The organism is Clostridium massiliamazoniense (genome assembly GCF_001403635.1).
Taxonomy (GTDB): Bacteria; Bacillota; Clostridia; order Clostridiales; family Clostridiaceae; genus Sarcina; species Sarcina massiliamazoniense.
Genome location: NZ_LN879468.1, coordinates 1,818,181 through 1,834,634 on the forward strand (window position 1 = coordinate 1,818,181; position 16,454 = coordinate 1,834,634).

At 27.9% G+C, this 16,454-nt stretch carries 14 protein-coding genes and 1 riboswitch; of the genes, 3 read left to right on the forward strand and 11 right to left on the reverse strand.

Going from position 1 to position 16,454, the window contains the following annotated elements; all coding sequences use genetic code 11:
- Positions 1–129: 129 nt before the first annotated feature.
- From thiT to ARA19_RS15540, 4 genes are all read right to left on the reverse strand, one after another.
- Positions 130–723: an energy-coupled thiamine transporter ThiT gene (gene thiT / locus ARA19_RS15525; protein ID WP_055071832.1), complete on the reverse strand. Its 594-nt coding sequence runs from the start codon at positions 721–723 to the stop codon at positions 130–132.
- Between the two features lie 123 nt (positions 724–846).
- Positions 847–953: riboswitch (TPP riboswitch) on the reverse strand.
- A gap of 191 nt (positions 954–1,144) precedes the next feature.
- Positions 1,145–1,486 (reverse strand): DUF1643 domain-containing protein, encoded by a 342-nt coding sequence (locus tag ARA19_RS15530; protein WP_055071833.1) that lies wholly within the window; start codon positions 1,484–1,486, stop codon positions 1,145–1,147.
- Positions 1,438–1,764: a hypothetical protein gene (locus ARA19_RS15535; RefSeq protein ID WP_055071834.1), complete on the reverse strand. Its 327-nt coding sequence runs from the start codon at positions 1,762–1,764 to the stop codon at positions 1,438–1,440. Before ARA19_RS15535 ends, ARA19_RS15530 begins: the two co-directional genes overlap by 49 nt.
- Positions 1,765–2,182: 418 nt before the next feature.
- Positions 2,183–4,111 carry an ABC-F family ATP-binding cassette domain-containing protein gene (locus ARA19_RS15540; RefSeq protein ID WP_055071835.1) on the reverse strand — a complete coding sequence of 643 codons (1,929 nt, stop codon included), beginning with the start codon at positions 4,109–4,111 and terminating at the stop codon, positions 2,183–2,185.
- 189 nt (positions 4,112–4,300) lie between these two features.
- Here ARA19_RS15540 and ARA19_RS15545 point away from each other — a divergent pair, with 189 nt between their 5' ends.
- Positions 4,301–4,996 carry a TrkA C-terminal domain-containing protein gene (locus ARA19_RS15545; RefSeq protein ID WP_055071836.1) on the forward strand — a complete coding sequence of 232 codons (696 nt, stop codon included), beginning with the start codon at positions 4,301–4,303 and terminating at the stop codon, positions 4,994–4,996.
- Between the two features lie 174 nt (positions 4,997–5,170).
- Positions 5,171–6,346: a class I SAM-dependent rRNA methyltransferase gene (locus ARA19_RS15550; protein ID WP_055071837.1), complete on the forward strand. Its 1,176-nt coding sequence runs from the start codon at positions 5,171–5,173 to the stop codon at positions 6,344–6,346.
- Positions 6,347–6,416: 70 nt separating this feature from the next.
- Here the strand turns inward: ARA19_RS15550 and ARA19_RS15555 are convergent, their stop codons facing one another.
- The 5 genes from ARA19_RS15555 to mnmL form a co-directional block, all read right to left on the reverse strand.
- On the reverse strand, positions 6,417–6,944 hold the full coding sequence (locus ARA19_RS15555; protein ID WP_055071838.1) for a hypothetical protein: 528 nt from the start codon (positions 6,942–6,944) through the stop codon (positions 6,417–6,419).
- Positions 6,945–7,160: 216 nt separating this feature from the next.
- Entirely contained in the window at positions 7,161–8,918 is a 1,758-nt protein-coding gene (locus ARA19_RS15560; RefSeq protein WP_055071839.1) for a helicase-related protein, read from the reverse strand.
- A 152-nt stretch (positions 8,919–9,070) separates the two neighbouring features.
- Positions 9,071–9,484, reverse strand: coding sequence for a hypothetical protein (locus tag ARA19_RS15565; protein WP_055071840.1), 414 nt, complete (start codon positions 9,482–9,484; stop codon positions 9,071–9,073).
- Positions 9,485–9,630: 146 nt separating this feature from the next.
- On the reverse strand, positions 9,631–10,356 hold the full coding sequence (locus ARA19_RS15570) for a 2-phosphosulfolactate phosphatase (RefSeq protein ID WP_055071841.1): 726 nt from the start codon (positions 10,354–10,356) through the stop codon (positions 9,631–9,633).
- Between the two features lie 27 nt (positions 10,357–10,383).
- Entirely contained in the window at positions 10,384–11,319 is a 936-nt protein-coding gene (gene mnmL / locus ARA19_RS15575) for a tRNA modification radical SAM protein MnmL/YtqA (RefSeq protein ID WP_055071842.1), read from the reverse strand.
- Between the two features lie 427 nt (positions 11,320–11,746).
- Here mnmL and ARA19_RS15580 point away from each other — a divergent pair, with 427 nt between their 5' ends.
- A complete protein-coding gene (locus ARA19_RS15580; protein WP_055071843.1) occupies positions 11,747–12,793 on the forward strand; it encodes a YkvI family membrane protein in 1,047 nt (348 codons plus the stop codon).
- Between the two features lie 365 nt (positions 12,794–13,158).
- Here the strand turns inward: ARA19_RS15580 and ARA19_RS15585 are convergent, their stop codons facing one another.
- Together ARA19_RS15585 and ARA19_RS15590 are read right to left on the reverse strand one after the other, a co-directional pair.
- Complete coding sequence (locus ARA19_RS15585) at positions 13,159–14,481, reverse strand: peptidoglycan-binding domain-containing protein (RefSeq protein WP_055071844.1); 1,323 nt, start codon at positions 14,479–14,481, stop codon at positions 13,159–13,161.
- A 95-nt stretch (positions 14,482–14,576) separates the two neighbouring features.
- The gene (locus tag ARA19_RS15590) at positions 14,577–16,247 is read right to left on the reverse strand and encodes a S8 family serine peptidase (protein WP_055071845.1); all 1,671 of its coding nucleotides are present in this window, start codon (positions 16,245–16,247) and stop codon (positions 14,577–14,579) included.
- Positions 16,248–16,454 lie beyond the last annotated feature (207 nt).

The following is a 16,454-nucleotide window of genomic DNA, read 5'->3' on the forward strand; positions in this document are numbered from 1 at the left end:
CAAATCAAATAAGGGAAATATTAAAGCTTCTTTACACAAGTAAATGCTCATAAATGTTAAACTTATATATCTAGTCTCTCAAATGTAAAGGAGGATATATCCAATTTATAGATATATCCTCCTTATCATTTATTTACTTTTTGAAATTTTCATAATTGCACTCATTGGAAATACTGCAAGTGCTATTATATTCATTAATCCATCGATTCCTGATGTAGTTAAGTTATATATTATTGAATAAAGCCATACATTCATACCAGGAGGAGCATATTCCCCAAAGAAAACAGCACCTGATACTGTATGTGATAAAATATTTAAAGCTATAGCTAATATAGCACCTAAAACCAATTTATACTTTTTATCATTGCCAAAAATCCCAGTTAACCCTAATGGCATCGCTGCAAGACTATAGTCTAGTAAAAATTGAATCGGATTTATAACAAAAGAATCATTTATAAGCTCTAAAGCTCCAAATATTAAACCTGCTGTAAGTCCTTCCTCTTTTCCAAACATTGCTCCAAGCAACATAATTGGAAGAAAAGCAAATAAATTTATAGTTCCTCCTTGAGGCAATCTAAATAGAACTATTAAATGTAAAACAAATGCTACAGCAACTGTTACACCTATTCTTGTAATTGATTTTGTGGTAAATTTGTATTTTCTTATGACTAGAACATACCATATCATTAGTAAAATACTTATAATCCCTACTACATATACCATTGTAAAACTCCCCTTTATTATATTTATTAATTTTGAAACTTTGTCTAAGGAGCCTTATTTACCTGAATTAAATTCCAGTTGTAAAATAAAAAGCTGTATTCTTTATAGAATACAGCTAGATCTCTCATCTTTATAATGCTTTCCTACGCTGGTATTACCCAGATCAGGTATGAGGGTTAATAGATTCATACATCTATCTCTCAGTCAAAATGACACCCCTAGCCAAATATTCCTATTAAATTATACATCTATTTAAAGTAAATTTCTACAAGTTTTCATACTTTTTTATTTCTGCCCTTGTTCTTCTTTACTTTAAAATAATCTTAGTTTATATTCTAAAAAATTTAAGTAAAGTCTCTAAGACCTTCTCTGTAAGAGTTTTATACTTCATTTAAAAAATCTTATGCTCATTAGGTATAACCTAAATATCAAAAGGCACTAATTCATCACTTTCTCTCCATGCAAGACAATGCTTTGGATACCCATAGGTAGTTAAAGGTCCAACAACATACATATCCTTAATGTCTTCTGTGTTAATTTTTATAAGTTTATAACCCTTTAATAAATATTTTATTCTTTCATCATAAATTGATTTAACTCCCCTTGGAGGCTCTCCCCATGCTAATACTATATAATTACTTTCTATCATAGCTTGAAATATAACCTCATCATTTTTTATTATATTACACTCATAGAAAAACCCATCATTTCCAACTATGAATTTTTCCCCTTCATAGCTAAAGCTGTTTCCAAAGTTGAACAATCAAACTCTGTAATAGGAAAAAGAAAGACTATATCAATAAATCCTATATCTTTAAAATATTCATCCATATTCCGTTTTATATACTTTATAATTCTAATTGTCATTGAATTCTCACCATTATATTCACTTATCTTAGGAGCCCTAGTTATAACCAAAACCCTTTTCTCACCTGAATTTTTAAGTGGTAATGTTAATTTAAATAAACGCTGATTCTCTATATCTTCTATTTTCTCTATCTCTTTTATATTTATAAACTTAGGATATTTTATTTTTTGCATATTAGTTACCTCTTTTTATAGTTTTGTACTTTTACTAAAATACATATTTATGTTACTTGAAATGTATTCTAGTTTTTTACTATATCTTATATGAAATAAAAATCCTAATCGTTCCATCTCTCTAATTTAATTTAAAATAAATATATTTTTCACTGCCTTTTATCTGGCTATATAGGTTCATCATTTGTGACTACTCACCTACGTAAAGAAGCTCTAGCATTTCTTCTATAACAGTTGCTAAAATTTCCAAACTCACTTCGTTCACACAGTGGAAATTTCTTAACGCAACTTTTTATCAGAAATGAAGAGCTTCTAATTACTAGTTCAATAGTCACTGCATTTTGTACCTATATAACCATCTCGGCAGATAAAAAATACATTTTACAATTGTATATTATAAATTTAAAAGTTAAGTTCCTTATTTATTTTTCTTATTATTTTCTATTTCTTCTGCTAGTTGATTTAAATATTCCCATCTTTCATATTTAAATTCTAATTCTTTTTCTGTTTTTTCTTTTTCTTCTATGATTTCTTGAAGTTTTGAATAGTCAGAGGCATTTTCACCCATTGCTACTTCTAGTTTTTCTAACTTTTCTTCTATTTTTCCTATTTCGTCTTCAATGCTATCAAATTCTAATTGTTCTTTATAAGAAAACTTTAATTTCTTTTCATTGTTTTTTCCTGAAGTTTTTTCAGTTTCTTTCTTAGGCTTTTCTACAACTTCAGTGTTATTTGTTTTTTCAATTTTATTAGCTTCTAAGAAAATTAAGTAATCACTATAATTACCTGTGTACTCTCTAACTTTTCCATTACCTTCATAAGCAAAGATTCTTCTACAAACTCTATCTAAGAAGTATCTATCATGGGAAACTGTTATAACAGCTCCTCCAAAGTCATCAAGATAATCCTCTAATATTTTTAATGTTTCAATATCTAAATCATTTGTAGGCTCATCTAATAAAAGAACATTAGGCGCTGACATTAAAACTCTCAGTAATTGAAGTCTTCTTCTTTCACCACCTGATAACTTACCTATTAAGGTATATTGCATTGTTCCATCAAATAAAAACTTTTCACACATTTGAGATGCGGTTATTCTTTCACCTGTCGCAGTCGGAACATATTCAGCAACTTCTTTTATATAATCTATAGCTCTCATATTATAGTCCATTTCATCACTATCCTGTGAGAAACATCCTATTTTAACAGTTTCCCCTTTAACTATTTCACCACTATCTGGAGTTATCTTTCCTTCAATCATTTTTATTAATGTTGATTTACCTACTCCATTGTCTCCAACGATACCTATTCTATCATTTCTAACCATAGTATATTCAAAGTTCTCTATAATTTTTTTATCACCAAAGCTCTTTGAGATGTTATGAAATTCTATTACCTTTTTCCCTAATCTTGTTCCAGCAAGGGATATTTCAATATTTTCATATTCCTTAAAACTTTCCTGTTCTGATAATTCATGAAATCTATCTAATCTAGCTTTTTGTTTAGTTGATCTAGCTTTTGCCCCTCTTCTAACCCAAGCTAATTCTTTTCTTAAAAGATTTTGTCTTTTTGCTTCTGAAGACCTCTCCATTTCTATTCTTTCCATTTTCTTTTCAAGAAACATAGAGTAATTTCCTTCATAACTAAACATTCTTCCTCTATCTATTTCTAGAATTCTGTTTGTAACTCTATCTAGGAAATATCTATCATGGGTAATCATAACAAGGGAGCCTTTTCTATTATTTAAATATTCCTCAAGCCATGATATAGTTTCATTATCAAGATGGTTAGTAGGCTCATCTAATATTAAAAGTTCACATGGCTTTATAAGAGCTGAAGCTAAAGCTATTCTTTTTCTTTGTCCTCCAGATAAATTCTTAACTTTAGCTGTAAAATCACTTACTCCTAACTTTGTAAGAACCATTTTAGCTTCACTTTCTAAATCCCATAGATTTAAAGCATCAACCTTTACCTGTAAATTCATTAATCTATTATGTAATTCTTCATTGTTTGGTTCTAAATTTATTCTTTCAAGTGCTTCCTCGTATTCCCCAAGAACCTTCATCTCTTCTGAATTTCCCTTAAAAACTTGTTCTATTACAGTAGCATTTTCATCGTAATCTGGACTTTGAGATAAATATTCTATTCTTACTCTATTCCCTTTTATTATACTTCCTGAATCTGGCTCATCAATTCCTGCAAGAACTTTTAAAAATGTAGACTTTCCAGCACCATTAACTCCTATTATCCCTATTTTTTCACCATCATTTATCCCTAAAGATATATTATCTATTAAAACTTTCTCTGAAAAACTTTTACTTATATTTTCTAAAGTAATTAAATTCACAAAAATCCATCCTTCACTATCAATTTACATACTTAAATAATAACATAGATAGCGTAATTTAAACAAAGTCAATTCGGCAATGATTATATTTATAAAATTCCAACTATCCTAATTCTCAAAATACCTCGTATTTAGTGTATAATAAGTTAAACAAATGAAAATAATTGACTAAAGAGGAGGTTACTAATCATGGTATTAGTGTTAACATTTCTTTTATTTATAACATTTTTCTTGATTATAGTTGATTTCTTTACCATACTGTTTAGACTTACTGGAATGCCTATAGAAAAAGCTAGATTCCAAGTTATCTCTTTACTTACATCAACAGGATTTACAACTAAAGAAAGTGAAATTATAACGCAACATCCAGTAAGGAGGAAATTAGCTGCTTGGCTAATGATTTTTAGTTATGCTAGTACAGCAACTATTATATCTTTCTTAATTAAAATATTATCTACAATGGTTTTAAATAAAGAATCTGTAAGTTTTACTCTAGGTTCTATAGTTGCTTTTATAATCATAGTTTATGTTTTTCAAAAATCATCATTATTAGAAAGAATGGAAAGTTATTTAGAAAGGTTAATAAAAAGCTCACGCCGTTTTGGTGCTTATTTTGATGATAGAATACTTATAAATATCTCTAGTAAAAAAGGGTATGGAATATTTGATATTTACCTTAGTGGTTCTAGCGACCTTATTGGCAAAACAATTTTAGAAAGCAAATTAAAAGATCACGAAATTCAGGTTCTAAACATAGATAAAGGAGATAAATTAATTAATTTCCCATCAATAGACTATGTGTTTTCTAAATCAGATAAAATAACAGTTTATGGAAATATAAAAAACATAAATAAATTATTCCGTCATGTTTCAGGGAAAAAATAAAAATCTTATTGATTATAATATTATTTTCAATATTCAAATTTAATAATTAAACTTTTTATTATATGTTATACTTAATAATGATTTGAAATTACGGGATTTGCTTTAAAATTAATAAGATTTTTTTAATTTAAATTACATATAAAAAGTTATAACCCATACTTAAAGGAGGTTTTTATGTCTAGTAAATTTTACTTACATAAAGGAAAGAACAAAAGAGCTGAACAAGGAAGACCATGGATATATATTGATGAAATAAATGAATATGATGGCGACTATGAAAATGGTGATATAGTTGAAGTTTATAACCATAAAGGATACTTTATAGGAAAAGGTTATATAAATGACCAAAGTAAAATAACTATAAGAATTATGACTAGAGATATAAATGAAGAAATAGATAGAGATTTCTTCCTTAAAAGGTTTAAAGATGCCTTTGAATATAGAAAAACTGTTATAGATACTTCATCTTGCAGATTCATTTTTGGAGAAGCTGATTTTCTTCCTGGATTAACAATTGATAAATTTGAAGATTATTACGTTATCCAAATTTCAACTCTAGGAATGGATAAATATAGAGATATAATTGTTGATATACTTCTTAAAGAATATAATGCTAAAGGTATCTATGAAAGAAGTGACATAAAAACACGAGAAATTGAAGGTTTAGAACAAGTAAAAGGATTCCTTAGCGAACCTTTTGACACTAACGTAGAAATTATTGAAAATGGAGTTAAATATATAGTTGACTTAGAAAATGGTCAAAAAACAGGTTTCTTCTTAGACCAAAAAGAAAATAGAGCTGCAATTCATAGAATCTGTAAAGATAAAGACGTCTTAGATTGCTTTACTCATACTGGCTCATTTGCCCTAAATGCAGGAATAGCAGGTGCTAAATCTGTTCTTGGTATAGATGTTTCAGAACATGCTGTAAATTGTGCTACTAAAAATGCTGAACTTAACGGACTTGAAGATGTAGTTAAATTTGAATGTCATAATGCTTTCAATGTTCTTGGAGATTGGTCTAGAGAAGGAAGAGAATTTGATGTTGTAATACTAGATCCACCAGCTTTCACTAAATCTAGAAATACAGTAAATTCTGCTATTAGAGGCTATAAAGAAATTAACCTAAGAGGATTAAAAATGGTTAAAAAAGGTGGATACTTTGCAACTTGTTCATGTTCTCATTATATGACTGAAGAATTATTAAAAAAGACAGTTGCTGAGGCTGCTCATGATGCTAGAAGAACTTTAAGACAAATAGAATGTAGAACTCAAAGTTCTGATCATCCAATACTTTGGAATTCAGATGAATCTTATTACTTAAAATTCTTTATATTCCAAGTGTTTTAATAGATAATAAAAGAAGAGAGATGTATCTTTTAATTTTGATACTTCTCTCTTTTTATTATTTAAATACATTCTAATCTAATATTCTATTAAATTTAAAAACCTTGTTTATCTTAACAAGATAATAAACAACTATAACTAAAGCAATTAATATTACAACAAAATAACCTGGGATGCTAAATAACACTAAAGTACTTAAATATCTTCTTATCTCTGAAAGAATAAGTACTAACATAGCTGTTCCAATTCCAACCTTTAAAAAGCTTTTTCTATTAACTGCATCCTTATTTTTTAGATAAAACAAAACTAAATACGCTGTTGGTATCACTATAAAAGCTGATACTACAGGAGATAATGTAAATGTATAACTCATTTCATTTAAAACTTTAATATCAAAAGTTCTAATTCCTAATATGCAATTTAAAGCTGTAAAGAAAGGAATCATTGCTAAAGTTAATATAAACATATCTTTATAGTCTATTTTTAAAATATCAGTATTTCTAACTGTTATTCCAACTTTTCCTGTTGGTTTTGTTTTACTTTTTCTCGCAATTTTATTTAATTTTTTTCTTTGGTTTCTCTCTTTAATATCTTTATACATGTTACCTCCTTAGTTAATTGATTATTAGTATTCTACTTAATAAGTACTTTTATAGTCTCCCATCTTTTTTAGACTTTCCTCTTATAGAAATACTATTCTTTATCTTAGTTTCTTATATGTTTTTCAAGTAAATGTCCGTACCTTTTTATACATATTCTTTAATTTAACTCGATTATATCATTTTTTTTCCTATAAATTAGAAAGTTCAATTTTTGTTTACATTAATATTAAAATATTGTTTATTTCTTCACTTACTCTTAATCTTTCTGTGGTAACCCACTCCATATCAAGAGTTAAATTAAACAACTTAGAAAATGAATAGTACATATTTACCTTCTGATAGTAAAGTTCTAATTCATCTAAAGCTCCTGTAAAACATTGAGGCTTTGTTAATGTTTTATAATTTAAAATAAATACCTCATCCACATAATTTAAGAAAGTTTCCATTAAAGCATCTTTTGTTATATCAAAAGCTACTTTTAATAAATCCCACTGGTCTTCTTCTCTCAATTTATATTTTTTTATTCTATCTAATATTATTAAATAATCAGTTATATCCATTTTTCTATAGTATTCTAATGCTTCTTTTCTTTCTTTCCATAAAGCTAATTTTTCTTTAAGTGATAAGCCTTTAATTGTTAATATAGCATCTGATGGTCCTACAACTGCTGATGTTATATCATCATCCTTATTTTCTATTTTATTCTTTACAAAGTTTTGATTTCCTGTAACTGTAGCAACAAAGCCCTCGTTATATATTCCTTTTCTTCCAGCTCTTCCTGCTATTTGTTTTACTTCCTGAGAAGTTAAATCTCTTACCTCTTCTCCATCAAATTTTCTAGTATTCATAAAAATTATTCTTCTAATAGGCAAATTAACTCCCATTCCAATAGCATCTGTACTTATAAGTATTTTACTTTCTTTACTTAAAAACTGTTCATATTGTTTTTTTCTAACTTCTGGAGGTAAATCTCCATATATTAAACTTGATTTAACTCCATTTTTTGAATATGTCTGTGCAAGTTCTAAAACTCTTTTTTTAGAAAATAGAACTAAAGCATCCCCTTCTTTTACATCATTAATCGTAAAGTTCTTTTCTTCAACTATTAAAGGTGTATTTCTTTCATATTCCTTTATTTCATATTCCTCTCCAATATCCTCTAGTATCTTTATTAAAAGATTTTTACTACTCATAGCACCACATACATGAATTTCAAAGGCTGGCATTCCTAAAAGAGCTCTACTCCATGCATCACCTCTTTGGTTATCATTTATTATTTGTATTTCGTCTATAACTGCTACATCACATATTTTCTTTATATTAGCTTTTTCGATTGTACAACTAGTATGATTAGCACCTTCTTTTATTATTTCTTCTTCACCAGTAGCTAAATTACATGGCACACCTAAATTATTTAATTTCTCAAAGTTTTCTAAAGCCAATATTCTTAATGGAGATAAATACATTCCACTCTTTGCTTTTCTAAGTGCATCCATAGCATTATAAGTTTTTCCTGTATTAGTATCACCTAAATGCAAGTAAAACTTTCTCTTTATTTGTCTTGCCTTTATATATTCATCTTTGGGATTTTTAGGAAAAGCTCTTTCGAATTCATTAGCTATAAGTTTTGGTATATGTTGTTTAGTTAAAATAGTTATTATCCCTGAATTAACTAGCTTTTTAAAATTTTCACCTATAACTTCTTCAAAAGTAAAATTACTGTTATTCTTTTTGTTATAATCCTCTAATAAAGCTCTAGAAACATACTCTAAAAGACCAGTATAGGCTGTTCTTACTTCAGAAAAATTTTTAAACCCTTCTCTTTCCATTTCATTAAGTAACTCTACCTTTTTTCTTAAAGTTAACTCATGTTCAAAAAAAGAATTAATTTTTGAATTATAGACTATTTCTTCAATTTTCTTAAGTTGCCCTTGTAATTTTTTAAATTCTCTTTGTGCTGCATTTCTCTTCAATCTATCTCATCCTCTCTATGGTAAAATTTCTATGATTTTTTTCTTTATTTAAATAAAAAATTAGCTATAGATTTATTAATATTCTTAACAAACTTATAGCTAATTATATTCAACTACATTATACTTTTTCCTTTTATAATTGCTGATTTATTCTAAAATAATAAATTCGCTTCATTCATAGCATCTTCATGATCTAAAAACTCATCTTCAGAATATTTATAGAAATAATTTGCATATTTTATTTTTTGAATTCTAGTTATGCCTAAATCTCCTGATATATCCTCTAAAAATTCTACCTCACTTATTCTATAATCAGAATCTACAAGACCTAATCTTATAAGTTCAAAATAAACTATATTTCTAATTCTCTGACTACTCTTTTTTAATTCATCTAAAGCTTCATCTAATGTTAAAACATCCAGCTCATCTTCTATATTCATTTCCTTGAAAAACTTATCAATAAGTTTTTTCTCCTCAATATTAACCTCTTCATCTGCCATGACAAATTCAGAAATTAAATGCATAAATGCAATAGCTTCTTCTCTATTCAACTCATTTAAAAACAAAAAAACACCCCATTTAATAAATTTATAGTCAGCCCTAAATCAAAAATTAATTGTTCTATTTAACTTTTAATTCATTTTCCTAATTTTAATTATATAATTATATTTCTATTAAAGAAATATAATTTTCAACAAATTATTCCAATTTATTAATTTTGCATTTTTTTTATAATTCCATTTTCATATTTTAAAATAATATTATAAATATTTTGACTTAAACAATGTTCGATATCCTCTTCTAAACTCAAAGCTTTTAGAACTTCATAATGCTTTGCATCCTTTAACACATTTCTTAAATTTTTATTACTTTCATAAAAGCTTTTAGAAACTTTACTAATATCTGATAAATCACATGTAACTTCTTTAACTACTTCACTTATGATATAACCACCACAAATAAAATCATCCATTGAAAATTCACCATTAGTCCCTGAATTTACAATAACAATATCCTTATTAAGTCTTACAAGTTCCTTAGCAATGGCTTTCCCATTTAAAAAAGAGGCAATTAACACAACCTCACCACTATTACAGCTATTTAATGCTCTAGTTCCATTAGTTGTGCTAAGTACAATAGATTTATTTTTAACTTTTTCTGCTTTGTATTCTAAAGGTGAATTGGTAAAATCAAAGCCCTCTATTTTTAGAGCTTGTCTCTCTCCACCTAAAATAACTTCCTTTCCTAAAGAAAGAAGTTCTTTTTTCTTTTCAAAAGCCTCCTCAACGGTAAGAACAGGAATTACCTCTTCAGCTCCATTGCATAAAGCAGTTGTAATAACAGATGTTGCCCTCAAAACATCAATAACTACAACAACTTTATTCTCTAATAAAGACTCCTTTATATAATCTGCTGAAACAATAACATCAATCTTCATAAAACCACCTCCATTTTTACCTAAGATTTAGTAACTAAAGTTTTTTCCCTGATATATATCATTATCTTCAAGCGCTTTATCTATAGCATTTAAAACTTCCCATTTTTTTAAGCTCCACATAGGTCCTATTAATAGATTTCTTGGAGCATCTCCTGTTAATCTATGTACAACCATATCTTGTGGTACTCTTGCTATGCCTTCACAAACTAAATCTATATATTCTTCTTGTGTTAAGAACTTAAGTCTTCCCTCTTCATAGTCCTTTACCATTCTTGTATGCTTCATTAAATGTAATAGATGAAACTTTATTCCTTGTGCTCCTGATCTAGCTACATAATCAACAGTTTCAAGCATTTGTTCTTTAGTTTCTCCTGGCAATCCAAATATACAATGGACAACTGTATCTATATTTCTAGATTTAAGTCCTTCCATAGCCTTATCAAATACCTCTAAATCATATCCTCTATTAAAGCTTCTTGCTGTGTCATTATGTATAGTTTGTAGACCTAGTTCAATCCAAACATAAACCTTTTTATTCATTTCTTCTAATAAATCTAAAACTTCTTCATTAATACAATCTGGTCTTGTTCCAATAGCTAAAGCAACAACTCCCTCTTTAGCTATAGCCTCTTCATATTTTTCTCTAAGAACTTCAACAGGGGCATAAGTATTAGTATAAGCTTGGAAATAAGCTATATATTTTCCTGTCTTCCACTTTTTATTCATCATTATTTTTATATTATCAAATTGTTCTCCAATAGGTTGAACTCTTTCTCCAGCATAATCCCCTGAACCACTTGAACTACAGAAAGTACATCCACCTTTAGCAACCTTTCCATCCCTATTAGGGCAAGTAAATCCTCCATCTAAACTTATTTTAAAAGTTTTTTCACCAAATTTATTTCTCAGGAAATAATTTAAACTATTATATCGTTTTTCTCCCCATCTTGTTTTAGTTTCCATGTAATCTCATCCTTTCATTATTCGTATCTTTAATTAATATATAAATCTGTATTGCAATCTCTTCTCTAATAAAAGTTATATTTAAATCATCTTTTAAACTTATCTCATAACTAGCGTCTTCGAGAATTAAGCTTTAGTTTATATCTATTTACAATTTTTAATTTTCTAATCTCCACTACTAACTATGAAATATTATAATATATTTTCATCCTTTTATGAATAAACATAATCTTCCCTTTGTATAAATAATTAAGGTTCAAAAGAACTTTAAGTGCAATGTTCAAGAAAACATAAAATAAAAAAGGAAAGGGGGAAGTTACCAAAAAAGTTAAGAACATTGCAATAATAACTTAAATCTAAGATAGAGCATCATAGAAAAACAAAAATAAAATCTTTGATTTATCATAAGTTTTGGTAACGAATTAACTTGAAAGATATTAAACAAGTATTTCAAATAGCCACTATCTTCATAGGAACAATAGTTGGGGCTGGTCTTGCTTCTGGAAAGGAAATTACTCAATTTTTCACTGTTTATGGCTTAAGAAGTGTATTCGGAATAATTTTTACTGGCTTATTTTATATTCTACTATGTTCTGTAATATCAAAAATTAGTATAGAAAATAACCTACATTCCTATGGTGAAATGATGTCCACCGTTAGCCCTTTTTTAGGGAAATTTATAGGTTTAATAACTACACTATATCTAGTTTCTAGTGCTTCTATTATTTTAGCTGGTAGTGGTGCTTTAATTAATCAATTTTTTGGAATTCCTAAAATAGTTGGTACCTTAATTATGGCATTTATAGCAATTCTCATACTTTTTAGAGAAACCAATGGACTTGTTGAAATAAATGCTGTAATAGTTCCAGCATTAACTATTACAATCATTATAATAACTTTACTTTATATATTTTTTTCAGGCAATTCCTTAAACATAAGCAACCTTTTATCAATTCCACCTAAAAAAGAAAATGGTTGGGTTATTTCTACAATACTCTATGCTGGGTATAACATTTTATGCTGTAGTGGTGTAATTGTTCCCATTAGTACAAAATACAAAAGTAAAAAAACTATGCTTAAAGGTATAGCCCTTGGTGCCACTATATTAACTTTAATTTGTATTGCTATAAATCTTATGCTTACAGCTAATCAGCCATATATATATGAATATGAAATTCCATTATTATATATTGCTAATAGATTTGGAAAACCTGTTCAACTCTTACTTATGGTTATTATTTTAGCTGAAATGTTTTCTACAGAAGTATCTGATATTTTCTCCATAAGTCAAACTTTAAAACAAGTCTTTAATATAAAGTTTAAAACAGGAATATTTTTAGTTATGGCTATAGCTTTACCTATTTCTCAAATAGGTTTTTCAAACTTAATAGAAGTTCTCTATCCTTTCTTTGGACTAATGAGCTTACTATTTGTATTTCAATGTCTACGATACTTCTTTAAAAATTGCAAATAATTTAGATAATTTGAGACTCTATATAGTTACTTAAATATAAAAGGGGATGTATCAAATTACAGATACCTCCTTTCTGTCTTTTATCTAGCTATATAGGTTCATCATTTATGACCACTCACCTACGTAAAGAAGCTCTAATATTTTTTCTACAACAGTTTCTAAAATTTCCAAACTCACTTTGTTCAAACAGTGGAAATTTTTTTACGCAACTATTGTTCAAAAATAAAGAGCTTCTAATACTAGTTCAATGGTCACAGCATTTTGTACCTATATAGCTATCTCGGCAGATGAAAAAAATACATTTATAAATGTAGACTTAATTCAGATGCTGATTTGATACATCCCTAAACTGTGACTTAATTCTTTTACCATTTGATATGAGGAACATTATTATACTTCTCATTTACTACTGGTGGATAAAATGTAAGTCTTTCTCCTCTACCCGGTATAATTAATTCTGCTAGTTTCAACACAGCATTATAAATATTAGACATAGAATACCAAGTTGTTCTATCTATTACACCTGTCTGAGGCAAATTAAAAATACTCTGATAAGTCTTTACTGCATCTGCTGTCTTAGGTCCAAAATTTCCATCAACAATTAACTTAGGAATTTTAGGATAACTTTTGGAGATTTTATTTAGTTGATCTTGTTTTTTTGCAACATTAGGACCTTTCATGCCTAGAGTTAAAGGAACTCCAGGAAATGATTTAGGATCTCCCTTTACTTGTGGTGCCATTTTTAAATTTATAGTATCTCCATAATACTTCCTTAATATCTCAGGAGCTGAATAACCTTGCTGTCCTAAATATTGACTTCCCCATTGACTTAACCATCCTGGACAGGTAACAGTAGTTCCATTACAATACTGTGCTAAAAGAGGTTGTGTTTGGCCTTTAACTTGTATAAAAGTATCAAATAGTTCATCAACAATGGCACCAATATTCGTAGAAATATTTCTTCCAAAACTAAAAGCTTGATCATAAGCAGTGGAACTTGTTATATTAAAATTCTTTCCTCTTCCTGTATACCACTCTGTATAAATCCTATTTAAAGTAAAAGAAACAATACAATTTATATTTGCCCTTAATGTACTTTCAGTCCATGTTGGATATATTTCACAAGAAGCAACATTTTTTATATAATCTCTAAAACTAACAGTATGATTTTTAGCAGTTTTATCATTAGGTACTCCTGCATGAACTGTAATTACTTCTGGAACTAATACATCACTTAATACTGAGAATGTTCCATCTGCATTCAAAGTTTTAATTGGAGCCTCCGGTATTTTCTTTGGAAAATCCCCAACTTGTCTATGTGGTAATATTTTTATTACCTCAGGTCCTTCTAAACCATCAGGATCATATTGAAGTCTACATTGTTGAAAGGCAACTCTATCTGGAAAAACCTGAATTCCTTCTATTACTAAAGGTCTAAATCCAGGCTTACTAACTTCAATATTATAGGTATAATAAGGTATTAATTCAGGGTCTTCACTAGCTGATATTAACGGTGTTTCTAAAATTATTTCATCTGTCATCCCTATATTATTACTATATATTCCTTCATAATTAGTTGCATAATTTCCTTGTTTATCAAATTGACTAACTCTAATCTTTGCTCTATATATGGGTTGTGCTGTATTTCCAAGTAAGCATTGAAATTTCAACTTTCCTTCCCCAGCCATTAAAATTCTCCTTGAAAAATTTTTACTACAATATTATATGAATATAGTAATTCTATGTGATAAACTACACTTAATTCCAATAAATTAAGTGTAGTTTAGATATTTTCAAGAAGCCTCATAGTTTCTTGAAATGAGATAACTCCATATCCTTGTTCAATATTTGGATATTTAGTAAACTTACTTCTAATTGCACCTAATTGAATATAATATTTTAACTTACTTCCATAAAGGTCCCTATCATGCCCTCTAACAATGCCCCACTCCATAAGAAGTGCTGCAATTCCAGATACCTCTGCTGCTGATAAAGAAGTTCCTGATTTGTAAGTAAACCAATTTCCTGAAGCTACTAATCTGCTTTCTCCCTTTGAAATAATATTAGGCTTAACTTCAGAATACTCCATCTCCCTTCCAATACTAGAAAAGTCAGATAGAACATAATCTTCTCCACAACTCCCTACTGCAATAACTCCTTGACTTACAGCAGGAGAAACTATGGTATCTTCTCTAGTTCCATTAAAAAATCTAGTTTCTTCATTTATACTCCTAGAAATAGGGAACCATAAATCAAATTCATCCTTAAATAGTTCTCTACTAAAGAATTCTATACTCCAAGTCCCATCACTTATATATTCCTCTTTACTTTCAAAAAATATTTTTACATATTCTAATTCTTTATCAAATTGATGAAACTCCCTATATACCGCTATTTTTACTTCATCTACGAAAAAACACTTATAATCATTTTTACTATTAAATTTAATAAAATTTCCTTTAGGAAAATTTATTTTTATATCTACATTATCTTTTCTCCCTTTTATTAAAGTCATTAATATTCCCTGTTCTCCTACTGCTACATTCCAACATATTTTATGATTACTTGAAAACAATCCTCTAAAGTGTTTTTCTCTATTTCCATTGTTTCCGACAGAAGAAACTATAGTTATATTATTTAAACTCCCTATTCTATTTAAATATTCATTTAAAAAATCAGCACTATTACTATTCAAACTTAAATTTATAACTAAGGGCATCTTTAGTTCTTTGGCTCTATGCACTAAAAATTTTATTCCTTTCATAATTTGAACCTGCCAACTATTATAAAAAACGCCCTCCTTGCCCACTTTAGCCATCAAGATAGTACTTTCACTTGCAACTCCATAAAATTCCCTAGGTATTAGACCACCTGCACTTGCAACTGAAGCTACATTAGTTCCATGACCTATTAAATCTCTTTCATCTAAAAACTCAAATGGATTTTCCTTTAATAAAGCTCTATTAATATAATCTTCATCATAAACTTTATTTTCAACTATATTATAAATATTTTTAATTCTTGTTTTATTATTAAAATTTTTAAAAGCTGGATGGGTAAAATCTATTCCACTATCAACAAAACCAATCAAAACTCCATTTCCATTCAAATTATACTTATTATCCTCATATTCATTTTCAATCTTTTCAAATTCTTCTTCATAGTGAATACTATTATTTCTACCATTTTCTATTCTATAAAATAATGATTTAGGTGGTTCTATAGCTTCAATACTATTAATATCTTTTAACTTTTCTATATCTCTAATTTTAATAGTTACTATAGCAAACCCTTCATATAAATCTAAAAACTTTGCATTTATTCTATCTAATTCCGTGCTTATCTCTTTAGGAGATTCTGTGAAAATAATTATAACTTCAGCAAAAATATCTTCTATTACCTCTTTATTTATGCTATTATTGTTAATGTGATTTTTTAAAATCCTTAAATACAAATCTAAAGATTCTATAATAATCTCCCCTTAAATATTACTTAAAGTTATTCTTATATATTTATATTCGAAATAATCCACAAAAATTTTCTTTATTATTATCCACAACGCAAAAAAATAAAAGTTATCCACAGAAAAAATATTAATTAATAATTGTGGATAACTTTTCACTTTATTTATTGTGGATAAAAAAAGAGATTTATCAAAATC